We start from the raw sequence: 25,165 nt of genomic DNA, 5'->3' as shown, positions 1-25,165 counted from the left end.
CAGGGAAGGGAAGCATGTTGCGGTTATTTTCGGGTTTGCGCATCGGCGCGCGCCTGTCGGGCGCGTTTTTGCTGGTGGCGGTGATAGGCGGTGCGATTGGCGGCTTCGGGGTCTGGGGCCTGGCGCGCATCAATGAAATGAACGACCGGCTTTACGACACCGAGCTGCGCGGCATCTCGGACGTCAAGGAAGCCAACATCAATCTGATCTATGCGGGCCGCGCCCGCAACGGCTACCTGGCCGCGTCCACCGACCAGGAACGCCAGGCCCTGCGCAAGCAGTTCGACGACGCCGTCGCCAACATGGACGCGCTGCGTGAAAAGGCTGCGGCCAACTTCTATTCCGAAGAAGGCAAGCGCGCGCTGGCGCAGTTCACCGAGACCGAGCAGGTCTGGAAGCGCGAGTCCGCGGCCTTCTTCGCCGCCGCCCAGGCGCGGCCGCTGACCCAGGCCGATCCGCGCGTTGCCGAAATCGAGGCGCGTGTGATCGCGTCGTCGCAGAAGCTGGATGACCTCATGACGACCTTGGCGAAGACCAAGGAAAACGCCGCCGCCCAGACCGTGCAGAGCGGCACGGATCTGTATGAAACGTTGCGCGCCGTCATGGTCGCCCTGGCCGTGATCGGCGTGGCGGTCGGCATGTTGCTGGGCTGGCTGGTGACACGCGGCATCGTGCGTCCGCTGGAACAGGCCGTGACGGCGGCGCGCCAGGTTGCGGCCGGCGACCTGACGACCGACATCCAGGTCGCCACGCGCGACGAAACCGGCGACCTGATGGGCGCGCTCAAGACCATGAACGAAAGCCTGGCGCGCATCGTCAAGGACGTGCGCGACGGCTGTGAGAGCATCGCCTCGGCGTCCTCGCAGATCGCGCAGGGCAACGCAGACCTGTCGCAGCGCACCGAGGAGCAGGCCTCGTCGCTCGAGGAAACCGCGGCGTCGATGGAGCAGCTGACCAGCACCGTGCAGCAGAACGCCAACAACGCCAGCGAAGCCGACCGGCTGGTCAACCAGGCTTCCAGCGTGGCCGTGCGCGGCGGCGAAGTGGTGGAGGGCGTGGTCCAGACCATGAGCGCGATCTCCGACAGCTCGCGCCGCATTGCCGACATCACGGGCGTAATCGACGGCATCGCCTTCCAGACCAACATCCTGGCGCTCAACGCAGCCGTGGAAGCGGCGCGCGCCGGCGAGCAGGGCCGCGGCTTCGCCGTGGTGGCGGGCGAGGTGCGCACGCTGGCGCAGCGCTCCGCAGTGGCCGCGAAGGAGATCAAGGCCTTGATCGACGAGTCGGTCACGCGCGTCGAGGGCGGCACGCGCCAGGTCGACGAAGCCGGCCGCACCATGCGCGAAGTGGTGGACAGCGTGCGCCAGGTCGCCACGCTGGTGCGCGAAATCGCCAGCGCTTCGGAAGAGCAGTCCGCCGGCATCGGCCAGGTCAACCAGGCCGTGGCGCAGATGGACACCGTGACGCAGCAGAACGCCGCGCTGGTGGAAGAGGCGGCTGCGGCGGCGGCCAGCATGCAGGAACAGGCCACGCGCCTGGCGCAGGAAGTGCGCCGCTTCAAGGTCGAAGCCGGCAGCGGATCGGCCCGTGAAGCCCAGGTCCGTCTGGTGCAGGCGGTGCCTGCGGCGCCGCGCAAGCCGGCCGCGCCGGTGGCGCGTCCCGCGCTGGCGCAGGCCTCTGACGACGACTGGTCGACGTTCTGATCCTGCGCTGTGGGCTGGCGGTCAGGTGGGAGTGGTAAGGTTAGCCACTTTCAACCGCGCCGGCTTCTGCCCATGAACCTGCCCGACCCTCTACGCCGGCTGCTGGCCGGCCCGCGCCGATGGGCGCATCGCAAGGTGCGCCAGATCAACCGCCTGTCGCGCAAGAGCGTGCAGATGGGGCTGTTGCTGGGGGGCGCCGGCCTGGTGGCGCTGATGTCGCTGGGCTTTGCCTATCTGGCCGACAAGGCGCTGGAATGGAACCGCGAGTGGGTCGCCTACAACGGCTGGCTGGCCTTGCTGGTCCTGCCGCTGAGCCTGGCGGCCTTGCGCTGGCTGACTTTGCGCTTCGCGCCCAATGCGTCCGGCAGCGGCATTCCCCAGGTCATCGGCGCCTTGTCGCTGCCGCCGGGCGCGAGCCAGAACAGCCTGGTGGCGCTGGGGCAGACTCTCTGGAAAATTCCTCTTGCGTTCGGCGGCATGCTGGCCGGCGCGTCGATCGGCCGCGAAGGCCCGTCCGTGCAGGTGGGCGCGGCCTTGATGCTGGCCTGGGGCGACTTCTGGAAACGTCGCGGCGTGCAGCTGCGCGGCTTTCACGCCAACGAACTGATTGCCGCCGGCGCCGCGGGCGGCCTGGCGGCTGCCTTCAACGCGCCGTTGGCCGGCGTCATCTTCGCCATCGAGGAGCTTGGGCGCGGCACGGTGCTGCGCTGGCAGCGGCTGGTGTTGATCGGCGTGCTGGCCTCGGGCTTCCTGGTCGTGGCCGTGGTCGGCAACAATCCCTATTTCGGCGTGTTCGGCGGCGCGCCGCTGACGCATGGCATGGTGATGTGGGTGGCCATCTGCGCGGCGCTCAATGGCGCATTGGGCGGCATATTCGCCCGCCTGCTCGGCAAGGGGGCTGCTGGCAGCGCGCCACAGTCCTGGCGCGCCTGGATCCGCGCCCATCCGATCTGGACCGCCTTCATCATGGGCCTGATCCTGGCCATGATCGGGCTGGCTACCGCCGGCAGCGTCTACGGCACGGGATATGGCGTGGCCGCGGACCTGCTGTCGGGCAAGGACACTGCACCCGCGAGCTTCGGGCTGGCCAAGCTGGCCGCGACGGTCGCCTCCTATTGGGCGGGCATACCGGGCGGCATCTTCACGCCGGCCCTGACCACCGGTGCCGGCATCGGCCATCACATCTGGCAACTGGCGGGAGAGGGCGTCGACCATCGCGTGCTGGTGCTGATCTCGATGGCCGCGTTCCTGGCCGCCGCGACCCAGGCGCCGCTGACCGCCAGCGTGGTGGTGATGGAAATGACGGGCAGCCAGCCCATGCTGTTCTGGCTGCTGGTCGGCTCTCTGCTGGCTTCCGGCGTGTCGCGCCAATTCTGCCCGCAACCCTTCTACCACCTGGCTGCGGGGCGTTTCCGCCGGCAAGCCATCGTCGATGCCGGACGCGCCGCCAAGCCGCCGGCCTGAGTCCATAAGCCGCGCCCGCGCCCCGGCGCGGTGCACGGGGCGCGCACAGGCAGGGTGAACAGCCATTGGACACTGTCCGTGCAGCGGACATCCCGCAGGCGCACCAACTTGGCGCGAAAGCGCTGCGTTAAGATCGCCCGATCCGGATTTTTTCTCACTGACTTCGAGCCTCCCATGACCGTGCATGCTTTTATTTGTGATGCGATCCGCACTCCCTTCGGCCGCTACGGCGGCGCGCTGGCTTCCGTGCGCCCCGACGATCTCGCTGCCGTAGCCATCAAGGCGCTGGTGGCGCGCAATCCTGGCGTGCGCTGGGAAGAACTGGACGACGCCATCATGGGCTGCGCCAACCAGGCGGGCGAAGACAATCGCAACGTGGCCCGCATGGCCACGCTGCTGGCCGGCCTGCCGATCGAAGTGCCCGGCGCCACCGTCAACCGCCTGTGCGGTTCGGGCCTGGACGCCATCGGCGGCGCTGCCCGCGCCATCCGCGCTGGCGAAGCCGGCCTGATGCTGGCCGGCGGCGTGGAAAGCATGAGCCGCGCGCCCTTTGTCATGGGCAAGGCCGACAGCGCGTTCTCGCGCAATGCCGCGATTTACGACACCACCATCGGCTGGCGCTTCATCAACAAGCTGATGAAGGCGCAATACGGCGTGGACTCGATGCCCGAAACGGCCGAGAACGTCGCCGACGATTTCAAGATCAACCGCGAAGACCAGGATCTGTTCGCGCTGGCCAGCCAGCAGAAGACCGCGCGCGCGCAGAAGGAAGGCTTCTTCGACACCGAGATCGTGCCGGTGTCGATCGCCCAGAAAAAGGGCGACCCGATCATCGTCAGCAAGGACGAGCACCCGCGTGAAACCACGCTGGAAGCGCTGGCCAAGCTGAAGGGCGTGGTCCGCGAAGGCGGCACCGTCACCGCCGGCAACGCCTCGGGCGTCAACGACGGCGCGGCTGCGCTGCTGCTGGCCGACGAAAAGGGCGCCGCCCGCCATGGCCTGACCCCGCGCGCCCGCGTGGTCGGCATGGCCACGGCCGGCGTCGCGCCGCGCATCATGGGCATCGGCCCGGCGCCCGCCACGCTGAAGGTGCTGGCCCAGACCGGCCTTACGCTTGCGCAGATGGACGTCATCGAACTGAACGAGGCGTTTGCCGCCCAGGGCCTGGCCGTGCTGCGCCAGTTGGGCATCGCCGACAACGACCCGCGCGTGAACCCCAACGGCGGCGCGATCGCCCTGGGCCATCCGCTGGGCGCCAGCGGCGCACGCCTGGCCACCACCGCGATCAATCAGTTGCACCGCACCGGCGGCCGTTACGCGCTGTGCACCATGTGCATCGGCGTGGGCCAGGGCATCGCGCTGATCATCGAACGCGTGTAATCGGGCTGGCGCGCAGCGGCTTGCTGCGCGCAGGAACGAAAAGGGAGCCTGCAGGCTCCCTTTTCATATCCGCCGGCGGGCTCGCCTCAGGGCAGGCCGTCCAGCTTCTTGCCGGCCTTGATGCCGTGCTGTTCGAACCAGCCCTGGGCCATTTCCAGCGCGTAGCGCACCGGCTTCTTGGCGCAGTGCGGGTCTTCGGTCTGCGGCGCCATGTCTTCAATGTTGACGATCGTGCCATCGTCGGCGATAAAGGCAATCGAGAGCGGAAGGATGGTGTTGCGCATCCAGAAGCACTGCACGTCGGGCTGTTCGAAGACGAACAGCATGCCGTCGTTGCCGGGCAGCTCCTTGCGGAACATCAGGCCGTCGCGGCGGGTCGCTTCCGTGTTCGCGACTTCTGCGCGGATAATATGGATGCCGGCCGAAAGCTGGGCGGTGGGCAGCGGGGCTTGCGGTCCGGTTTGCTGTGCGCTGGCCGCCAGAGGCAAGGCCATGGCGATGGCTGCCAGGGCTTTCGGCAGGAAGTTTCTGAAGAACGCTGTCTTGAACAACGTGAGGCTGACAGGATTTAAAACGGCGTTCTTGGGCATGACCTGGCGCAATGAATGAAAAATAACAAGGCGGGGCTCGAAAGCCCCGCCTGAATAATGGCGCAACCTTACCGTTGCGCTTTAAGGGTAACTCAGGCAGCTGTGATATTAAGCGCCTGTTTGCCTTTGGGCCCCTGGATAATCTCGAAGGCCACTTTCTGGCCTTCCTTCAGGGTTTTAAAACCATTCATCTGGATGGACGAAAAATGGGCGAACAGATCTTCACCGCCGTCGTCGGGCGTAATGAAGCCGAACCCCTTTGCATCGTTGAACCATTTGACGGTGCCCGTCGATTTGGGATTGTCCCCTTGGACGGCGGTTGCGGTCGTATCAGACATGCGGACTGCCTCATTGAATCGTATGTTGACGAAGGGCATCGCGGCCTAGACCCCTGTCCCCCCTCCGGCTTCCTGGCAGATTTTCGGTGCTTTGAAAACCCCAGAATGCGTGGATAATGCGCCGCTTTTCTTTGCGGCGTCAAGTATGGAAACTACGCATTTCTACGTGTAATTTTCCGTAAGTTACACGCTAGCCGTCCCCCGTTTAAATAGAATAGCGGCCCTATGAGTTCTACCTTGGATACCCAGCATGATTTGGCCGTCGAGAAGGCTCCGGCGCGCGCCGCGCCGCCTCCGATGTACCAGGTCCTGCTGCTGAACGACGACTACACCCCGATGGAGTTCGTCGTGAAAGTACTGCAAAAGTTCTTCAATAAGAATCACGAAGAGGCTACGAGGATCATGTTGCAGGTGCATCACGAAGGGCGTGGTGTATGCGGGGTTTATCCCCGGGACCTCGCCGCCACGCGCATCGCGCAAGTGGCCCAATACGCACGGGCGCGCCAGCACCCCCTGCAATGCGTGATGGAACCCGTCTGAACCCCAGAATCAATGCGCCGCCTGTCATGGCGGCGTTGTGTTGTCCGGTTATTTTGTTTTGACAAGCAGTATCCGCGTACCCGAGAAGCGCGCGGAATGATCAGGTCGGCAGCTCCGCCGCTTAGGAGCGGTGCGTCTGCATTTGAGTAAGCGGGAGATTTACCGTGAGTGGAAAGATAAGCAAGGCCTGGCTGGCGACAGCCGGGGTCGTTGTATTGGCCGGCGCCATCGGCGTGGGCTGGTGGATGGGCAAGGAACGTCAGCCCGCCAATCCGGCGCCAGCCGTCGTGTCGCAGCCTGCTGCCCCGGCGGGTGGCGGAGATGCCAAGCCGGCATTGCCCGCCAGCGCGGTGGTCGGCGCGGCCGACCCGTTTGCCGCGCTTTCCTGCCAGCCGCGCCAGTACAACGATACGCTGGCGCTGGCCGTGACCTTCACGCAGCCGGTGGATGCCAAGTCCGACCTGGACAGCTTTCTGCAGGTGACGGACACGGGTTCGGCCTCCGACAAGGACAGCGAATCGGCCGCCAGCAACGGTGACCAGCCCGCCTCGGTCCGGCCGGGCGACTCGGCGCCCAAGGGCAAGATCCTGAAGGGCAACTGGGTGGTGGGCGACAACCCCCGCATGGTTTATTTCCCCTACGTGCAACCGCAGCGTTCCTACGCAATCTCCGTGCGTGCCGGGCTGCCCGGCGCGGGCGGCATCAAGCTGGCGGAAGCGTCGAATTGCGAGGTGAACACGCAGGCCATGCCGCCGTCGTTCTATTTCGCCAGCCGCGGCGTGGTGTTGCCGGCCGGCCAGAATGGCGGCCTGCCCGTGGCCACGGTGAACGTGCCCGAAGTGGACGTGCAGTTCCTGCGCGTATCGCCTGAGCGCGTGCCTGAACTGTTCGACACCGTGCTGGGCATCGGCCGCAGCACCGGCTCTGGCGAAGAAGAAGACAGCAGCGACGAAGATGACAACTGGCGCTATTCCGACAACCGCAGCCTGAAGGGCTCGGTCAGCAACTGGGACCTGGACCGCCTGAACTCGCTGACGACCAGCGTCTATCAAGGCCGCTTCGTCACCGACGACAAGCCCAACCGCCGCCATGTCACGTTCCTGCCGGTCGAAGGCATCAAGGAATTGCAGGAACCCGGCATCTACATCGCGGTGATGAGCCAGCCCGGCCGTTTCCGCTACGAATACCAGGTGACGTATTTCTACGTCAGCGACATCGGCCTGCACGCGCGCCGCTACAGCGACCGCATCGAAGCCTATTCGGTATCCCTGAAGAGCGGCACCGCCATCTCGGGCGCCGTGTTCGAGCTGGTGGACGGCGCCGGCAAGTCGCTGGCCAAGGCCGCGGCCGATGGCCAGGGCCATGTCCGCTTTGACGGCAGCTTCGCCAATGCGCGCGTCATCCGCGCCTCGCGCGACAAGGAAATGACGGTGCTGGCCCTGGGCGAACCTGCCCTGGACCTGTCTGAATTCGACACGGGCGGCCATGTTTCCCGCCCCAACAACCTGTTCGTCTACGCTGGCCGCAATCTGTACCGCCCCGGCGAAACCTTCAACGTCTCGGTCCTGCCGCGCGATCTGGACGGCCGCATGCTGGCGCCGTCGCCCCTGACCGCGACCATCAAGCGCCCCGACGGCCGCACGGTGCTGAGCACCCTGTGGCAGCCCCAGAAGGATCTGCCCGGCTATATCGAGCGCAGCATCGACCTGCCGCTGGATGCGCAGACCGGCACGTGGCTGCTGGAACTGCGCGTGGACCCCGCGTCGCGCGCGCCGGACGCGTCCTGGAAGTTCCAGGTCGAGGAATTCCTGCCTGAACGCATGAAGATGGCGCTGACCTCCGACCAGGAGGTGCTGTCGCCGGAGGAAACGCTGACTGTCGACGTGCAGGGCGACTATCTCTACGGCGCGCCCGCCGCTGGCAACCGCCTGCTGTCCAGCTTCCAGGTCAAGCGCGACCGTTTTGCGCTGCCCCAGCAATGGCCCGGCTTCATCTTCGGCGACGTTGCCGACGATGCCCGCCGCCATTTCGAAGAACTGCCCGAAACGGCCCTGGACGACAAGGGCCGCGGCCAGCTCGAGGTCGATCCGCGCACCGGCGGCACGCGTTCGCCGATGAAGGTGCGGGTGTCGGCCAGCCTGCTGGAATCCGGCGGCCGTCCGGTGGTGCGCTCGATCGAGCGCAGCGTCTGGCCCGCCGACCGCCTGATCGCCGTGCGTCCGCAATTCGACGGCGACGTAGCCCGCGAAGGCGCGCCCGCCGGGTTTGAAGTGCTGCGCGTGGATGCGCAGGGCAAGATTGCGCCGCTGGCGCAGGCGCAGATGCGCCTGTACCGCGAAGACCGCCAGTACTACTGGCGTTTCGACGACCAGCGCGGCTGGAACAGCGGCTACACCGAAACCGAGGAATTGCTGGATTCGCGCGAGATCGCGCTGAACGACCGCTCCCAGCTGACCGTGCCCGTGAAGTGGGGCCGCTACCGCCTGGAAATCGCCGATCCCGAAACCGGCCAGACCCTGCGCTACCGCTTCTACGCGGGCTGGAACGCGCAGGACTCCGACGCCATGGGCAATCGTCCCGACCGCGTGCAGATGAAGCTTGAAGGCGTGCCGGCCAAGCCGGGCGACACGGTCAAGCTGACCCTGACGCCGCCGCATGACGGCCAGGCGCTCATCACCGTGGAAGGCGACCGCATGCTGTGGTCTACCTGGGTGGCCGTGAAAGCGACGGGCACGCAGGTCGAGATCCCGGTCGACAAGAGCTGGAAGCGCCACGACCTGTACATCGCCGCCGCCGTGTTCCGTCCCGGCAGCGAAGGCGACCGCGTGACGCCGGCGCGCGCGCTGGGCCTGACCTTCCTGCCCATCGCCAGCGCTGACCGCAAGCTGGACGTGAAACTGACGGCGCCGCCCAAGGCGGTGCCCGAGACCAAGGCGACCGTGCGCGTCAAGGTGGACGGCGCCCAGGGCAAGCAGGCCACCGTGACCCTGTCGGCGGTGGACGTGGGCATCCTCAACATCAACCAGTACAAGACCCCCGATCCGCTGGACTACTTCTTCGGCAAGCACCGCTACGCGCCCGAATTGCTGGACATGTACGGCAAGCTGATCGAGAAAATGGACGGCACGAAGGGCAAGCTGAAGTGGGGCGGCGACGCCGCCATGCGCGGCGACAGCAAGAGCCTGCCTAAGAAGGTCAAGCTGGTGGACCTGTTCTCCGGTCCGGTCAAACTGAACGAGCAGGGCGAGGCGGACATCCCGCTGGACCTGCCTGATTTCAACGGCACGCTGCGCCTGATGGCCGTGGCCTTCACGCCCGACAACTACGGCAGCACCGACACCGAAATGGTGGTGGCGGCGCCCATCGTGGCCGAGCTGAACACGCCGCGCTTCATCACCCCGGGCGACCAGGCCGCGATTGCGCTGGACGTGACCAACCTGAGCGGCGCCGAGCAGAAGGTGACGGTCAAGCTGGAAGCGCTGGACCCGCTGGCCATCGTCGACGGCGTCAAGACCGTGACTCTGAAGGACAAGCAGCGCACCACGCTGCGCTTCACCGCCACCACCACCGGTTCGTACGGCCTGGGCCTGATGCGCCTGACCGTCGACGGGCAGGGCGGCGGCAAGCCCTTGCGCATCGTGCGCGAATCGGTGCTGCAGGTGCAACCGGCCTACGCGGCCGAGCGCCAGGTGCGCCGCCTGCGCCTGAATCCGGGCGAAGCCAACGCGCCGCAGGCGTCGTGGGTGGCGTCCTACTACCCGGACTCGACCACGGTCAGCATGACGGTATCGAACCGTCCGCCGATCAACGTCAATCGCCTGGTCGAAGGGCTGCTCAACTATCCCTACGGCTGCACCGAGCAGACCATCAGCGCGACCCTGCCGTGGGTCATGCTGGATGAGGCCGCGGCCAAGCAGTTCGGCCTCAAGCCGCGCACCAAGGCCGAGCGCGACGCCAAGGTGGCCGGCGCGATCGGCCGCCTGGCGGGCATGCGCAACGCCGTCGGTTCGTACAACCTGTGGAGCAGCTCGTCCTCGCGCGATGTGTGGCTGACGGCCTACGCCGTCGGCTTCATGCAGGACGCCCGCGACAACGGTTTCGAAGTGCCCGAGGCATCGCTGGACCGTTCGCGCCAGTGGCTGCTGGAGCAGGTGCAGCAGAGTTCGGGCGCGTTCGGCACCTGGTCGGCCAACTTGAAGCGCGGCGTCGAATCCGGTCGCTACGACTCCAGCGACGCCAACATCCTGCGTGAGGACCATCGTCGCTTCGCCGGCCTGGCCACTGCCGCATTGGCGCTGGCGCGCGACAAGAAGGCGCCGCTGTCCACGGTGCGTCAGCTGTACGACAACTACCAGGAGCGCGCGCGCTCGCCGTTGCCGCTGATCCAGCTGGCGGCCGCGTTCAAGCTCATGGGCGACGAAGGGCGCATGAAGAGCGCGCTCGACCAGGCCGTGGCGCGCGAGTACGGTCTCAACAATCGTCGCAACTCCGGCTATTACGACGAATGGCTGGGCGACTACGGCAGCGGCGTGCGCGACTATGCGCTGGCCTTTGCGATCGCGGACAAGTACGAGCTGCGCCACGAGCGCCTGGACAACCTGCTGACGCAGCTGGCCAGCCGTCTGGGCAACCGTTCGTACCTGTCGACGCAGGAACAGATGTCGCTGTTGCTGGCCGCCCGCGCTATGGGCGGCGACAAGGCCACGCCCTGGTCCGCCACGTTGACCGTCAACGGTTCCACCAAGGCGCTCGCTGGCGGCACCAGCGACCAGACCGTGTCGCTGTCGGCGGCCGACCTGGCCGGCGTGCAGTTGCTGAACACCGGCAACCAGTCCCTGTTCGTCGAATACGACATCCAGGGCAGTCCGACCACCACGCCTGCGCCGCGCAATGACGTGATCCAGCTCAAGCGCGGCTGGTACCGTCCGGACGGCCGACCGTGGGATGGCGGCAGCCTGCAGACCGGCGACATGCTGGTGGTGTGGGTGCAGGCCAGCGCCAACCAGAACATTCCGGATGGCTTGCTGGTGGACCGCGTGCCGGCGGGTTTTGAAGTCGAAAACCTGAACCTGTCGCAAAGCCCCGAGATGCAGGAATGGACGATCGGCGGACGCCGCGTGGCCGAAGCCATGTCCGATCCCAACATCAAGCACCGCGAGTTCCGCGACGACCGCTATGTGGCCGCGGTGTCGCTGGGTCGCGGCAAGGTGGACGTGTTCTATCTGGTGCGCGTGGTGACGCCGGGCCGCTATGCGGTGCCGTCGACGGTGGCCGAAGACATGTACCGGCCTGAAATCCGGGGCGTAGGCGAGCAATGGAGCACGGTAGAGATCCGCGACCGCGGCGCCAAGCGTCCTTGAACCCCGCCGCCACCCCGGTGGCGGGCGCCTCGCGCGCCCGCCGCTGGCGGCGGCGAGGAATCTTCGCGGCCAGCGCGTTGTTTGCGCTGGCCGCGTTGTTATTCACGCTCGACCGCCTCTATCCCTTGCCGCCCGTGGATTCGGGCGGCGCCGCCGTCGTCGTGGCCGCCGATGGTACGCCGCTGCGCAACTATCCCAGCCGCGACGGCATCTGGCGCTATCCGGTCAAGCCCGACCAGGTGTCCGAGCGCTATCTGGAAACGTTGCTGACCTACGAGGACCGCTGGTTCTACTGGCACCCGGGCGTCAACCCGGTGGCGATGGCGCGCGCCGGCTGGCAGTGGGCCACCAACCGCCGCATCGTGTCGGGCGGGTCCACCCTGACCATGCAGGTCGCGCGGCTGATCGATCCGGAACTGGCCGGCAAACCCTCGCGCTCGATGTCGGCGAAGCTGCGGCAGGCCTGGCGCGCCATCCAGCTGGAAATGCACTACAGCAAGGACGAGATCCTGTCGCTGTATCTGACCCACGCACCCATGGGCGGCATCGTCGAGGGCGTGGAGATGGGCTCGCGCCTGTGGCTGGGCAAGCCCGCCCGCGATCTGAGCCCGGCCGAAGCGGCGATGCTGACCGCCTTGCCGCAGGCGCCATCGCGGCTGCGGCCGGATCGTCACCCCGAGGCCGCGCAGGCCGCGCGCGACAAGGTGCTGGACCGCATGGTCGAACTGGGCCGCTGGACCCCGGCCGAGGTGGCCGACGCCAAGATCGAGAACGTGGTTGCGCCGCCGCTGCGGGCGCGCTGGCTGGCGCCCCTGGCCGCGCAGCGGTTGCTGCAGGAGGCGGGCAGCCAGCGCAAGGCGGGCCGGCGTCCTGGCGAGCGGCCCGCGGTGGTCACGTCCACCCTGGACGCGGACATGCAGGCGGCGGTGGAGCGCATGCTGCAGGATCGGGTGGACGGCCTGCCGCCTAAAGTGTCGATGGCCGTGTTGGTGATGGACAACGATACGCTGGAGGTCAAGGCCTATGCCGGCTCCGCCGATTTCTCCGACGAAAGCCGGGCGGCCCACGTGGACATGGTGCGCGGCGTGCGTTCGCCGGGCTCCACGCTCAAGCCTTTTCTGTATGCGCAGGCGCTCGACGAAGGCCTGATCCATTCCGAAAGCCTGCTGATCGACGCGCCGATGTCGTTCGGCGGCTACGCGCCGGGCAACTTCCAGGCCGCATTCGCCGGCCCGATCAGCGTCGCCCAGGCTTTGCAGCGTTCGCTCAACGTGCCGGCGGTGGATCTGCTGGACCGCGTCGGGCCCAGCAGTTTCGCCTCGGTCATGCTGGCCGGCGGGGTACGGTTACGTTTGCCCGCGGGCGCGGAACCGAATTTGAGCTTGATTTTGGGCGGGGGCGGCACCACATTGGAAGAACTGGTGGGCGCTTACCGGGCCTTGGCCCGCGGCGGCGTCTCAGGGCGGCCCCGGCTGCGGCCGGAGCAGCCGCGGGTCGAGTCCCGTATGATGAGCCCTGGGGCGGCCTGGATCGTCCGTGACATTCTGGAGAGCGGCGGCCATCCCGACCGGCCGTTCTACCAGTCGGGCAGTCCGGCGCGGCAGCTGGCCTGGAAAACCGGGACGAGTTTCGGATTCCGGGACGCCTGGGCCGTTGGAGTGACCGACAGGTGGACGATGGGCGTTTGGGTCGGCCGTCCGGACGGGACGCCCAACCCCGGATTTTTCGGGGCCAACGTGGCGGCGCCGCTACTGCAGGATATCGTGGCGGCCTTGCCCGAAGGCGCCCAGCAGGTCCGCGTCAGGCCCGAAACGGTGCAGGCCGCGGTGACATGCTGGCCCCTGGGTTACAAGCTCGGCAGCGTGCCGTCCGGCGAATGTCCGGAGCAGCGCGCGGCCTGGGTGCTGAATGAAACGGCGCCGCCGTCCTTTGCCGGCTACGCCGACGCCTCGCGCGGACCGTTGCGTCTGGGCGGCGTGGCCAGCGGCTCGGTGCTGCGGCCCGTGCCGGGTGGGCGCGAAGTGGCGCTGGATGTGGATGTGCAGGGAACTGAAGGCGAAGTATGGTGGATGCTGGACGGGCGCGTGGTTGGCCATGGCGCGTCGGGTCATCCGTTTAAATTAGTGTTGGCCATGGACGGCCGGTATACGCTTACCGTCATGGATGCGCAAGGCCGCCACGACAGAGTGGTTTTTGAAATCTCTGGCGTTACGCCATGATCGGCATAGAATATGAATCGTGTATTTGCCCGCTTCGATGCGTTACGGAGGAAGCGTGATTTCTCAAGAGCTTGAAGTCAGCCTGCATATGGCTTTCGTCGAGGCCCGTTCGGCCCGGCATGAATTTATTACCGTCGAGCATCTGCTGCTCGCGTTGCTCGACAACGCTTCGGCCGTTGAAGTGCTGCGCGCCTGCGCCGCGAACCTGGACGACCTGCGCCGCAATCTGCGCCAGTTCGTCTCGGAGAACACCCCGGTGATCCCGAGCGGCGCCGAGGTCGACACGCAGCCCACGCTGGGATTCCAGCGCGTGATCCAGCGCGCCATCATGCACGTATCCGCGGGAGGCACCGGCAAGAAGCCGGTTACCGGCGCCAATGTGCTCGTGGCCATTTTCGGCGAAAAGGATTCGCACGCTGTGTACTACCTGCAACAGCAGGGCGTGACGCGGCTGGACGTCGTCAATTTTCTGTCGCATGGCATTACCAAACAGCCCCAGGTGGAGTCCGCCGCCGTGCAGAAAGAGCAGCAGACCAATGGTGAAGAGCAGGGCGAATCGCGTCAGTCGCCGCTGGACCAGTACGCCACCGACCTGAACGCCGCCGCGCTGGCGGGTCGCATCGATCCCCTCATCGGGCGCGAGCACGAAGTCGAACGCGTGATCCAGGTGCTGTGCCGTCGCCGCAAGAACAACCCGCTGCTGGTCGGCGAGGCCGGCGTGGGCAAGACCGCGATCGCCGAAGGCCTGGCCTGGCGCATCACGCGCGGCGAAGTGCCCGAAATCCTGCAGGCCGCCCAGGTCTTTTCGCTGGACATGGGCGCCTTGCTGGCGGGCACCAAGTACCGGGGCGATTTCGAGCAGCGCCTGAAGGGCGTGCTCAAGCAGATCCGCGGCAACCCCGACGCCATCCTGTTCATCGACGAAATCCATACGCTGATCGGCGCCGGTTCGGCTTCGGGCGGTACGCTGGACGCGTCCAACCTCTTGAAGCCCGCCTTGTCTTCCGGGCAGCTCAAGTGCATCGGCGCGACCACTTACACCGAGTACCGCGGCGTCTTTGAAAAAGACCACGCGCTGTCGCGCCGCTTCCAGAAGATCGACGTGGCCGAGCCCAGCGTCGAACAGACCGTGCAGATCCTGCGCGGCCTGAAGAGCCGCTTCGAAGAGCATCACAGCGTGCGCTACTCGTCCGCCGCCCTGTCGGCCGCGGCCGAACTGTCGGCGCGTTTCATCAATGACCGCCATCTGCCGGACAAGGCCATCGACGTGATCGACGAGGCCGGCGCCGCGCAGCGCCTGTTGCCGCGTTCGCGCCAAAAGAAGGTGATCGGCAAGGTGGACATCGAGAACATCGTGTCCAAGATCGCGCGCATCCCGCCGCAGTCCGTCTCCAACGACGACCGCAGCAAGCTCGCGACGCTGGACCGCGACCTGAAGACCGTGGTCTTCGGCCAGGACAACGCCATCGAAGCCCTGTCCGCCGCCATCAAGATGGCGCGCTCGGGCCTGGGCAAGCCGGAAAAGCCGATCGGCGCCTTCCTGTTCTCCGGCCCCACCGGCGTGGGCAAGACCGAGGTCGCGCGCCAGTTGGCGTTCACGCTGGGCGTGGAGCTGCTGCGTTTCGACATGTCCGAATACATGGAGCGGCATGCGGTGTCGCGCCTGATCGGCGCGCCTCCGGGCTACGTCGGTTTCGACCAGGGCGGCCTGTTGACCGAGGCCATCACCAAGCAGCCGCACTGCGTGCTGCTGCTCGATGAAATCGAAAAGGCGCACCCGGATGTGTTCAACATCCTGCTGCAGGTCATGGACCACGGCACGCTGACCGACAACAACGGCCGCAAGGCGGACTTCCGCAACGTCATCCTCATCATGACGACCAACGCGGGCGCTGAAACCTTGAACCGTCCGTCGATCGGCTTCGCGAATTCGCGCGTGGTGGGCGACGAAATGGCGGAAATCCGCCGCATGTTCACGCCCGAGTTCCGCAACCGCCTGGACGCGATCATCCCGTTCGCGCCGCTGGACCGCGAAATCATCCTGCGCGTGGTGGACAAGTTCCTCATGCAGCTGGAAGACCAACTGCACGAGCGTCGCGTGGAAGCCATCTTCACCACGGGGCTGCGCGAGCATCTCGCCAAGGAAGGGTTCGATCCGCTCATGGGCGCACGCCCCATGCAGCGTCTCATCCAGGACACCATCCGCCGCGCGCTGGCCGACGAGCTGCTGTTCGGCAAGCTGGTCGATGGCGGCACGGTTACGGTCGACCTGGACGAGGAGGGCAAGGTCAAGCTGGACTTCGACGAGAACGGCAAGCCGCCCTCGTCGGATGCGCCTGACAAGCAGGAAGTCGAACTGGTCGATTAAGGCTCTCAATGACCGCGGACCGCCAGCCGCTGATCGAGTGCGAACACTGCGCGAGCATCTATCGCCGGCATCAGCTTGAACCTGGAGAGACCGCCAATTGCGCCCGCTGCGGCGCCACTCTGTGGCGTTACAGCGGGCTTACTTTGTCCAATTGGCTGGCGCTCGCCATTTCCGCCCTGATCGTGTTCGGGGTGGCCAATGCCTATCCCGTCGCTTCCATGTCCGTGCAGGGCATGGTGCAGCAGGCATCCTTGCTGGACGCTATTGCCATCACCTGGCGCCAGGACCATTGGGTCGTCGCCATCATGACCGGCATGGCCGGCTTTGCGCTGCCGATGCTGCAGCTGTCGGTGTTGCTGTGGGTGTTGGGGCCGCTGTCGCGCGGCCGGGAACCCCTGGGCTTTCGTACTGCGATGCGTTTGTTGGGCATTCTGCGGCCCTGGTGCATGGTTCCGGTGTTCCTCCTGGGCGTGCTGGTGGCGGTGGTGAAGCTGGCGGGCATGGCCGCCGTGACTCCGGGTATCGGGTTGGCGGCGTTCGGCATCCTGACCATTCTGTTGACGATGCTGGGGCGGCTGTCGCCGCATGTGCTGTGGCGCTACGCCGAGAGCGTGGGCGTGGTGCCGGTGCATATCCCCCAGGCTGCGCCGGACACGGTTCTGACCGGATGCCATGTCTGTGGCCAGGTGCAGGCGTTGCCCCGCGCGGCCGATCCGGAAGAGCATCACCACTGTGTGCGTTGCGACGCCCTGGTGCATTTCCGCAAGCCCGATCATCTGGCGCGCACCTGGGCGCTGTTGCTGGCGGCCGTGGTGTTCTACATCCCCGCCAACGTGCTACCAGTGATGCAGGTCAGGTCGGTGCTGGGGGACAGCGCCCACACCATTCTGGGCGGCGTGGTCGAACTCTGGGAAATGGGTTCCTGGGATATCGCGCTGATCGTCTTCATTGCCAGCGTGGCGGTGCCGTTGACCAAGCTGCTGGCGCTCATGCTGTTGCTGTTGACCGAACAATGGCGCAGCACCACCAACCTGCGTCCGCGCACGCGCCTGTATCAAATGGTCGAGTTCATCGGCCAATGGTCGATGCTGGATGTTTTTGTCGTTATATTGCTGGCGGCGTTGGCGGATTTCCAGGGCTTGATGGAAATCAGCGCCGGCGCGGGTGCGGCGGCGTTCGGGCTGACAGTGATCCTGACCATGTTGTCGGCCATGAGTTTCGACCTGCGCCGCAGTTGGGATCTGGAAGGACAAAGTGAAATAGAATCGCCGCCAGTGGGAGGCGGGCGCCAGCCGGCGTCTCTCGCCGGCAAGGAAATGGGCTAGGAAGCGCCGCGGCTTCCGTCCACGAACAAGGAAGAGTAGATGTCCGAGCAAGCACCCGGATCCGGTGAAGAGAAGTTTGCGTCACCCGCGATCTCGCGCAAGAAGAAGAGCCGGATTTCATGGATCTGGCTGGTGCCCATCGTGGCGGCCCTGATGGGCTTGTCGCTGGTCGTGCGAACCTGGATGCAGGCGGGGCCCGACATCTCCATTTCGTTCAATACCGCAGAAGGGCTGGAAGTCGGCAAGACCCAGCTGCGCTACAAGGACGTCAACATCGGCACCGTGAAGTCGATCGGCTTCAACGAAGACCGCACCAAGGTGGTGGTGCAGGCCGAACTGTCCAAGGATGTTTCCGATCTGGCGCGCGAAGGCACCAACTTCTGGGTGGTGCGCCCGCGTCTGGACGTGAGCGGCGTGTCCGGCCTGGGCACGCTGTTGTCGGGCGCCTATATCGGCGTGGACGCGGCCGAAGGCAAGGACAGTTCCAAGAAGGCCACCAAACTGCATTTCGAAGGGCTGGAAGTGCCGCCCGCGGTCACGCATGACCGCGCCGGCAAGCGCTTCAAGCTCAAGGCGTCCGACCTGGGTTCCCTGGATATCGGTTCTCCCGTGTACTTCCGCCGCATCAACGTGGGCCGCGTGATCGGCTACGCGCTGGATGAAACCGGCAAGGCCGTGAACGTCGAGGTGTTCGTGGACGCGCCCAACGACAAGTTCGTGACCCAGGGCACGCGCTTCTGGAATGCCAGCGGCGTCGACTTCAGCGTCAATGCGGACGGCCTCAAGGTGCGCACGCAATCGCTGGTGTCGATGGCGGTGGGCGGCGTGGCCTTCGAGCCGGTCATCAGCGCGCGCGATGCAGGCAAGCAGGCGCAGGCCGACGCGCAATTTGACCTGTACGCGACCGAGGCCGCAGCCAAGGCCAATCCGGACGGCGAGGCCTTCCCGATCCGCATGCGCTTTGACCAGTCGATCCGCGGCCTGACGGTGGGCGCGCCGATCGACTTCAGCGGCATCACGCTGGGCAACGTCACGCAGATCAACATGGACTTCGATCCGGTCGCCAAGCGTTTCTACTCGATGGTGGATGCAACCCTGTATCCGGAACGCCTGGGCCGCGTGTTCGACGAAGTGCGCGATCGCGCCACCAAGGACGGCGACGTTGCCGGCAACCGCTTGTTGGGCGGCATGATCAAGCACGGCCTGCGCGCGCAGCTGCGCACCGCCAACCTGCTGACCGGCCAGCTGTACGTGGCGCTGGACGACTTCCCGAACGCCAAGCCGGTTGAATTCAAACCCTCGGATCCGGCGCTGATCCCGACGGTGCCAGGCAACCTGGATCAGTTGCAGCAGCAGATCAGCAACATCGTCGCCAAGATCGAGAAGATTCCGTTCGACAAGATCGGCGAGGACCTGCGCACCACCTTGGCCAGCACCTCCAAGCTGATGAACCGCCTGGACAAGCAGGTCGCGCCTGAAGCGCAGAACATGCTCAAGCAGGCCAAGGAGTCCATGGCGCAGGTCAACGCGCTGCTGGCATCCGATGCTTCCTTGCCGGTCAATACGGAAAAGGCGATGCAAGAGCTGGGCCGCGCGGCCCGTTCGCTGCGCGCCCTGGCCGATTTCCTGCAAGCCAATCCCGAGGCCTTGTTGCGCGGCCGCGGCCCAGACCCGATCCCCGGCGCCGGTCCTGTCAGGAACTGAATCCCATGATGAATAGACGCCCGTCCCCCCACGCCCGCCAGGCGGCCCCGAGTTCCGAGCAGCCCCGATGCGCGGGCAGGCTGACGCCCCGTCTGCGCCCGGTCCTGTCCTTGCTGGCCTTGTCGGCGGCGCTGGCCGGCTGCGGGGCGTCCTCGCCCGTGCACTATCACACCTTGCAGTCGCCGGCGGCCCAGGCTCCGGGCGGTGCGGTGGCGCCGGCCAGCTTCCTGATCGAGGTGCAACCGGTCAATATCTCGACGCAGGCGGATCAGCCCCAGCTGATGGTGCGCACCGGCGAAGGCAGTCTGTCCGCGTTGTATTCCGAGCGTTGGAGCTCACCGCTGGGCGACGAGTTGCGGGGCGCGCTGTCGGACGCGCTGAAGCGGGAACTGGGCGCGCTGGATGTGCAACTGGTCAAGCCAGGCCCCGGCGCTGCGGTCTGGCGGGTGCAGACCGACGTACAGCGTTTCGAGCTGGAGCCGGGCCGCATGGCCCAGCTGGATGCGACCTGGCGCGTGCGGCCGGTCAACATGAAGGGTTCCGGCCTGCTGTGCCGCAGCGTGGTGACGGAACCGGTGGCGGAAGAGGGCGTGCCCGCCATGATCGCTGCCCAGCAGCGCGCAGTGGTCAGTCTGGCCGGCGCCATGGCCTCGGCCATACGGGGGCAGACCCCGGCGGGATCGGCCTCGGTGCAGATGCTGGGCTGCGCGGCGCTCAAGGATTGATAGCCCTGGGCCAAAATTCCGCCTGATCTCAAATGGTTAACCTAGGGTTAACCATAGTGCAAACCAAGTTGCAACCTGTCTAGCATACGGTCCTACCCATGCCGGGTCCCGTCGGGGCCCGGTACTACCTTTGCCATGCGACAGGAAGCAATCTCTTATGGCCAGCACGACCCTAGGCGTTAAAGTCGACGACGCGCTCCGCGACCGGCTGAAGGCCGCCGCGCAAAAGCTCAACTGCACGCCGCACTGGCTGCACAAGCAAGCGATCCTTTCCTACCTGGACAAGATCGAGCGCGGCCACCTGCCCGCCGAGATGTCGCACCTGGGCATGGACGCGGGCGGCGAGGACGAGGCGGGCGAAGGCCATTCCGCGCCGACGCCGCCGTTCTACGAGTTCGGTCAGGACGTGCAGCCGCAGTCGGTGTTGCGCGCGGCCATTACCGCCGCCTACCGCCGCCCCGAGCCCGAGTGCGTGCCGCTGCTGCTGGGCCAGGCCCGCATGCCCAATCTGGAAAAGATCCACGCCATGGCCGCCGACCTGGTCCGGAAGCTGCGCGGCAAGCGCAGCGGCGGCGGGGTGGAAGGGCTGATCCAGGAGTTCTCGCTGTCCAGCCAGGAAGGCGTGGCGCTGATGTGCCTGGCCGAAGCGCTGCTGCGCATTCCCGACCGCGCCACGCGCGACGCGCTGATCCGCGACAAGGTGGCCCGCGGCGACTGGAAGTCGCACATGGGCGGCTCGCAATCCCTGTTCGTCAACGCCGCCACCTGGGGGCTGATGATCACCGGCAAGCTGGTGGCCGTGAGCAGCGAGCAGTCGCTGTCCAAGGCGCTGACCCGCCTGATCGGCAAGGGCGGCGAACCTTTGGTGCGCAAGGGCGTGAACATGGCCATGCGCATGATGGGCGAACAGTTCGTGTCGGGCCAGACCATTTCCGAAGCCCTGGCCAACAACCGCAAGATGGAAGCACGGGGCTTCCGCTATTCCTACGACATGCTGGGCGAGGCCGCGACCACGGCCGAGGACGCCGACCGCTATTACGCCTCGTACGAGCAGGCCATCCACGCCATCGGCAAGGCCGCGGCCGGCCGCGGCATCTATGAGGGACCGGGCATCTCGATCAAGCTGTCGGCGCTGCATCCGCGTTATTCGCGCGCCCAGCGCGAACGCGTCATGGCCGAGCTGCTGCCGCGCGTGAAGGCGCTGACCGTGCTGGCGCGCAGCTACGACATCGGCCTGAACATCGACGCCGAGGAAGCCGACCGCCTGGAAATTTCGCTGGATTTGCTGGAAGCGCTCTGTTTCGAGCCCGAGCTGGACGGCTGGAACGGCATCGGCTTCGTCATCCAGGCGTACCAGAAGCGGGCTCCCTTCGTGATCGACTACGTGATCGACCTGGCCCGCCGCAGCCGCCATCGCGTGATGGTGCGCCTGGTCAAGGGCGCGTACTGGGACAGCGAGATCAAGCGCGCCCAGGTCGACGGCCTGGAAGGCTATCCGGTCTATACCCGCAAGGTCTACACGGACGTGGCCTACCTGGCCTGCGCCCGCAAGCTGCTGGGCGCGCCGGAAGCGGTGTTCCCGCAGTTTGCCACGCACAATGCCTACACCCTGTCCGCGATCTACCAGCTGGCGGGCCAGAACTACTACCCGGGCCAGTACGAATTCCAATGCCTGCACGGCATGGGCGAGCCGCTGTACGACGAAGTCGTGGGCGCGCTGTCGCAGGGCAAGCTCAACCGTCCGTGCCGCATCTACGCGCCGGTCGGCACGCATGAGACGCTGCTGGCCTACCTGGTGCGCCGCCTGCTGGAAAACGGCGCCAACACCTCGTTCGTGAACCTGATCGGCGACGACAGCATTCCGGTCGAGCAACTGGTGGCCGACCCGGTGGAAGCCGCTGCGCGCATCACGCCGCTGGGCGCGCCGCACGAGAAGATTCCGCTGCCGCGTGAACTTTATGGCGACCCGCAGGAGGGCGCCCGCGCCAACTCGGCGGGCCTGGACCTGAGCAACGAACATCGGCTGGGTTCGCTGTCCGCGGCCCTGCTGGCCAGCGCCGCCATGCCGTGGCGCGCCGGCCCCATGCTGGGCGAGGGCGACGGCGCCTGGGACGCCTCGCGCGCCATGGAAGTCCGCAACCCCGCCAATCTGCGCGACGTGGTGGGCCACGTGGTCGAAGCGCAGGCAGACGAGGCCGAGGCCGCGCTGCGCGCCGCCGCCAATGCCGCTCCCATCTGGCAATCCACGCCGGTGGCCGAACGCGCGCAGTGCCTGCGCCGCGCCGCGCAACTGCTGGAAGAGCAGATGCAGACCCTGCTGGGCCTGATCGTGCGCGAAGCCGGCAAGTCGCTGCCCAACGCCATCGCCGAGGTGCGCGAGGCCGTGGACTTCCTGCGCTATTACGCGGACCAGGCCGAAACGGAATTCAGCAACGACACGCATCGTCCGTTGGGCACGGTGCTGTGCATCAGCCCCTGGAACTTCCCGCTGGCCATCTTCACCGGCCAGGTCGCGGCCGCGCTGGCCGCCGGCAACACGGTGGTGGCCAAGCCCGCCGAACAGACGCCGCTGATCGCCGCGCAAGCCGTGGCCATCCTGCGCGCGGCCGGCGTGCCTGCCGGCGCCGTACAGCTGCTGCCGGGCCGCGGCGAAACCGTGGGCGCGCAACTGGTCGCAAGCCCCGGCGTGCGCGGCGTGATGTTCACCGGCTCCACCGACGTGGCGCGCATCATCGCGCGCACGCTGGCGGATCGCCTGGATGACGCCGGCCACACCATTCCGCTGATCGCCGAGACGGGCGGCCAGAACGCCATGGTGGTGGATTCCTCGGCCCTGTCGGAACAGGTCGTGTTCGACGTGCTGACCTCCGCCTTCGACTCGGCGGGCCAGCGCTGTTCGGCGCTGCGCGTGCTGTGCGTGCAGGAAGACAATGCCGACCACGTGCTGACCATGCTGCGCGGCGCGATGCGCGAACTGAGCGTGGGCAACCCCGACCGCCTGTCGGTGGATGTGGGCCCGGTGATCGATACGGAAGCGCGCAACGGCATCCAGCGGCACATCGAAACGATGCGCACGGCGGGCCATCGCGTGGACCAGGTGGAACTCAACGGTGAATGCCGCCACGGCACCTTCGTGCCGCCGACCATCATCGAAATCGACAACGTCAGCGAGCTGACGCGCGAAGTGTTCGGGCCCGTGCTGCACGTGGTGCGCTACCAGCGCGACGAACTGGACGCCTTGCTGGATGCCATCAACGGCACCGGTTACGGCCTGACTTTCGGCGTGCATACCCGCATCGACGAGACCATCGCGCACGTGACCGGCCAGGTCCATGCGGGCAACGTCTACGTCAACCGCAATATCGTGGGCGCGGTGGTGGGCGTGCAGCCCTTCGGCGGCGAAGGCTTGTCCGGTACCGGCCCCAAGGCCGGCGGTCCGCTCTACATGTATCGCCTGCTGGGCACGCGTCCGGCGGGCCTGCCGCCGGCGCTGGACGCGGCGGCGGCGCTGCCGCAGCGCATTGCGCTGCCGGGGCCGACCGGCGAGACCAATACCTATGTGGTCGAGCCGCGCGGCGCTGTGTATTGCGTGGCCGCCACCGAGGCCGGGGCGCGGGCGCAGTGGTCCGTCGCCAAGCTGACCGGCAACCACGCCTGGTTCGCGGACACGCCCGCGGCGCAGGCGCTGCTGGCCTCGCTGGACGCCGGCCAGCAGGAACAGGCGGGCATCCTGGCCGACGGCGAGGTCGACCAGGCGGACTACCAGGCCGTGCTGTTCGAGGGTGATGGCGACGCGCTGCAGGCGCTGAACCAGCGCATCGCGCAGCGTCCGGGCGCCATCCTGTCGGTGCATGGGCTGACCCCCGACGCGATCGCGGCGGGCGCCGGCTACGTGCCGGAGCGCCTGTTGGCGGAGCGCTCCGTCAGCGTCAATACGGCGGCGGCGGGCGGCAACGCCAGCCTCATGACCATAGGTTGAGCCTGGTATAGGACAACCCTTGGGTATCCAAGGGTTATCTCCAATATCGGCAGAGGTTGCACTGGCACGAAAATTCGGTCGCACCTCAAATCCGGAAGTCGCAACCCGGCTTCCGGATTTTGCAGAACATGCACACGCAAGCTTCCGCCATATCGGACTTGCTAGTAGTGAAAAACCAAAAGCCTGGTTAAAAGCTCAGGTATAACAAGGTCTTAAGTCCGACACTCGGAGGATACCCATGAAGTTCCGCACCACTTTGAAGCTTCTCGCCGCCAGCATCGCCGCCGCCGGCATGGCCGCCTCCGCGCAGGCTGCCGACGTCAAGTTCGGTTTTGCCGCGCCGCTCACCGGTCCGCAATCGCACTATGGCGAGGACATGCAGAACGGCCTGAACCTGGCCCTGGAAGAAGCCAACAAGAAGGGCATCAAGGTCGACGGCGAAACCGCCAAGTTCGTGCTGGTGTCGCGCGATGACCAGGCCGATCCGCGCGTCGGCGTGCAGGTTGCCCAGCAGCTGGTCGACCAGGACGTGGTCGGCATCCTGGGCCACTTCAACTCGGGTACGACCATCCCCGCTTCGCGCGTCTACCATGAAGCCGGTCTGCCCCAGATCGCCATGGCGACCTCGCCGGAGTACACCAAGCAAGGCTACGAAACCACCTTCCGCATGATGACCAGCGACACCCAGCAGGGCGCCGCGGTCGGCAAGTTCATGGTGGAAAGCCTGAAGGCCAAGAAGGTCGCCATCATCGACGACCGCACCGCCTACGGCCAGGGCCTGGCCGACGAGGTCGAGAAGGCGGTCAAGGCCGCTGGCGGCCAGGTCGTGCGCCGCGAGTACACCACCGACAAGGCCAACGACTTCACCGCCATCCTGACCAACATCAAGGGTTCGGCGCCCGACGCCATCTTCTACGGCGGCCTGGACGCGCAATCCGGTCCGATGAAGCGCCAACTGGCTACCCTGGGCCTGAAGGCGCCGCTGGTTTCGGGCGAAATGACGCGCAGCGACACCTTCATCAAGCTGGCCGGCGACGCCGCCGACGGCACCTACGCCTCGCTGGCCGGCGTGCCGCTGGACAAGATGGCCGCGGGCAAGGACTTCGAGCAGCGCTACCAGGCCCGCTTCAAGAAGGCCCCCGGCGTCTACGCTCCCTACGCCTATGACGGCGCCTGGAACATGATCGCCGCCATCGAGCAGGCCGGCTCGGCCAAGCCCGAGAAGTACCTGCCGGCCCTGGCCAAGCTGAACCGCAAGGGCGCCACCAGCGAGCACATTTCCTACGACGCCAAGGGCGACCTGAAGGAAATCTCGGTCACCATCTACGAAGTCAAGAACGGCAAGTGGGAGATGGTTGAGACGATGGTCAGCCAAGCCAACTAAGGCGGCTGGACCGGGGCGGGGAGGCGGCTGAGCGCCGCGTCCCGCCCGTATTGCAGCGTGCGCGCCGTCAGGCGCGTGCCACG

General features: G+C 66.6%; 14 protein-coding genes. 12 read left to right on the top strand and 2 right to left on the bottom strand.

All coding sequences use genetic code 11. The annotated features are described in order from the left end of the window. Positions 1-14: 14 nt before the first annotated feature. The 3 genes from IB259_RS09010 to pcaF all read left to right on the top strand — a co-directional run bounded on the left by IB259_RS09010 (position 15) and on the right by pcaF (position 4,550). Positions 15-1,706, top strand: coding sequence for a methyl-accepting chemotaxis protein (locus tag IB259_RS09010; RefSeq protein ID WP_175162969.1), 1,692 nt, complete (start codon positions 15-17; stop codon positions 1,704-1,706). A 72-nt stretch (positions 1,707-1,778) separates the two neighbouring features. Next, positions 1,779-3,170: a chloride channel protein gene (locus IB259_RS09005; protein WP_054452367.1), complete on the top strand. Its 1,392-nt coding sequence runs from the start codon at positions 1,779-1,781 to the stop codon at positions 3,168-3,170. A 174-nt stretch (positions 3,171-3,344) separates the two neighbouring features. After that, the gene (pcaF, locus tag IB259_RS09000) at positions 3,345-4,550 is read left to right on the top strand and encodes a 3-oxoadipyl-CoA thiolase (RefSeq protein ID WP_054452365.1); all 1,206 of its coding nucleotides are present in this window, start codon (positions 3,345-3,347) and stop codon (positions 4,548-4,550) included. An 86-nt stretch (positions 4,551-4,636) separates the two neighbouring features. On the opposite strand, the gene IB259_RS08995 is transcribed toward pcaF, so the two are convergent. Together IB259_RS08995 and IB259_RS08990 are read right to left on the bottom strand one after the other, a co-directional pair. Further along, a complete protein-coding gene (locus IB259_RS08995) occupies positions 4,637-5,044 on the bottom strand; it encodes a DUF192 domain-containing protein (protein ID WP_054453630.1) in 408 nt (135 codons plus the stop codon). Positions 5,045-5,232: 188 nt separating this feature from the next. Further along, positions 5,233-5,478: a cold-shock protein gene (locus IB259_RS08990; RefSeq protein ID WP_006220277.1), complete on the bottom strand. Its 246-nt coding sequence runs from the start codon at positions 5,476-5,478 to the stop codon at positions 5,233-5,235. 225 nt (positions 5,479-5,703) lie between these two features. Between IB259_RS08990 and clpS the strand changes: the two genes are divergently transcribed. From clpS to IB259_RS08945, 9 genes are all read left to right on the top strand, one after another. Continuing rightward, complete coding sequence (gene clpS, locus IB259_RS08985) at positions 5,704-6,018, top strand: ATP-dependent Clp protease adapter ClpS (protein WP_006383989.1); 315 nt, start codon at positions 5,704-5,706, stop codon at positions 6,016-6,018. A gap of 164 nt (positions 6,019-6,182) precedes the next feature. Continuing rightward, positions 6,183-11,378, top strand: coding sequence for an alpha-2-macroglobulin (locus IB259_RS08980; RefSeq protein ID WP_119449310.1), 5,196 nt, complete (start codon positions 6,183-6,185; stop codon positions 11,376-11,378). Next, positions 11,375-13,597: a penicillin-binding protein 1C gene (pbpC, locus tag IB259_RS08975; RefSeq protein ID WP_119449311.1), complete on the top strand. Its 2,223-nt coding sequence runs from the start codon at positions 11,375-11,377 to the stop codon at positions 13,595-13,597. The genes IB259_RS08980 and pbpC overlap by 4 nt, the downstream gene beginning before the upstream one ends. Before the next feature lie 55 nt (positions 13,598-13,652). Then, the gene (clpA, locus tag IB259_RS08970; protein ID WP_175162976.1) at positions 13,653-15,965 is read left to right on the top strand and encodes an ATP-dependent Clp protease ATP-binding subunit ClpA; all 2,313 of its coding nucleotides are present in this window, start codon (positions 13,653-13,655) and stop codon (positions 15,963-15,965) included. 8 nt (positions 15,966-15,973) lie between these two features. Further along, positions 15,974-17,290: a paraquat-inducible protein A gene (locus IB259_RS08965; RefSeq protein WP_054452361.1), complete on the top strand. Its 1,317-nt coding sequence runs from the start codon at positions 15,974-15,976 to the stop codon at positions 17,288-17,290. A 39-nt stretch (positions 17,291-17,329) separates the two neighbouring features. After that, complete coding sequence (locus tag IB259_RS08960; RefSeq protein WP_054452359.1) at positions 17,330-18,994, top strand: intermembrane transport protein PqiB; 1,665 nt, start codon at positions 17,330-17,332, stop codon at positions 18,992-18,994. Positions 18,995-19,002: 8 nt separating this feature from the next. Further along, positions 19,003-19,719: a membrane integrity-associated transporter subunit PqiC gene (locus IB259_RS08955; RefSeq protein ID WP_225591480.1), complete on the top strand. Its 717-nt coding sequence runs from the start codon at positions 19,003-19,005 to the stop codon at positions 19,717-19,719. 157 nt (positions 19,720-19,876) lie between these two features. Then, positions 19,877-23,698 (top strand): trifunctional transcriptional regulator/proline dehydrogenase/L-glutamate gamma-semialdehyde dehydrogenase, encoded by a 3,822-nt coding sequence (gene putA / locus IB259_RS08950; protein WP_175181436.1) that lies wholly within the window; start codon positions 19,877-19,879, stop codon positions 23,696-23,698. Positions 23,699-23,936: 238 nt separating this feature from the next. Further along, positions 23,937-25,082, top strand: a complete 1,146-nt coding sequence (locus IB259_RS08945; protein WP_013394755.1) for a branched-chain amino acid ABC transporter substrate-binding protein — start codon at positions 23,937-23,939, stop codon at positions 25,080-25,082. The last annotated feature ends 83 nt before the right edge of the window (positions 25,083-25,165 follow it).

Origin of the sequence: Achromobacter sp. ACM04, assembly GCF_014851465.1 — a bacterium.
Lineage (GTDB): Bacteria > Pseudomonadota > Gammaproteobacteria > Burkholderiales > Burkholderiaceae_B > Achromobacter > Achromobacter aegrifaciens.
Note: the sequence above shows the minus strand (reverse complement) of the source record. Positions and strands in the feature narration are given on the sequence as shown.

What these genes read in the sequence shown, in the direction of transcription:
- clpS (WP_006383989.1), top strand. Translation starts at nt 5,704, where the DNA reads ATGAGTTCTACCTTGGATACCCAGCATGATTTGGCCGTCGAGAAGGCT.
- IB259_RS09005 (WP_054452367.1), top strand. Translation starts at nt 1,779, where the DNA reads ATGAACCTGCCCGACCCTCTACGCCGGCTGCTGGCCGGCCCGCGCCGA.
- IB259_RS08965 (WP_054452361.1), top strand. Translation starts at nt 15,974, where the DNA reads ATGACCGCGGACCGCCAGCCGCTGATCGAGTGCGAACACTGCGCGAGC.
- putA (WP_175181436.1), top strand. Translation starts at nt 19,877, where the DNA reads ATGGCCAGCACGACCCTAGGCGTTAAAGTCGACGACGCGCTCCGCGAC.
- IB259_RS08960 (WP_054452359.1), top strand. Translation starts at nt 17,330, where the DNA reads ATGTCCGAGCAAGCACCCGGATCCGGTGAAGAGAAGTTTGCGTCACCC.
- pcaF (WP_054452365.1), top strand. Translation starts at nt 3,345, where the DNA reads ATGACCGTGCATGCTTTTATTTGTGATGCGATCCGCACTCCCTTCGGC.
- IB259_RS08990 (WP_006220277.1), bottom strand. Translation starts at nt 5,478, where the DNA reads ATGTCTGATACGACCGCAACCGCCGTCCAAGGGGACAATCCCAAATCG.
- IB259_RS08995 (WP_054453630.1), bottom strand. Translation starts at nt 5,044, where the DNA reads ATGGCCTTGCCTCTGGCGGCCAGCGCACAGCAAACCGGACCGCAAGCC.
- IB259_RS09010 (WP_175162969.1), top strand. Translation starts at nt 15, where the DNA reads ATGTTGCGGTTATTTTCGGGTTTGCGCATCGGCGCGCGCCTGTCGGGC.
- IB259_RS08955 (WP_225591480.1), top strand. Translation starts at nt 19,003, where the DNA reads ATGAATAGACGCCCGTCCCCCCACGCCCGCCAGGCGGCCCCGAGTTCC.
- IB259_RS08945 (WP_013394755.1), top strand. Translation starts at nt 23,937, where the DNA reads ATGAAGTTCCGCACCACTTTGAAGCTTCTCGCCGCCAGCATCGCCGCC.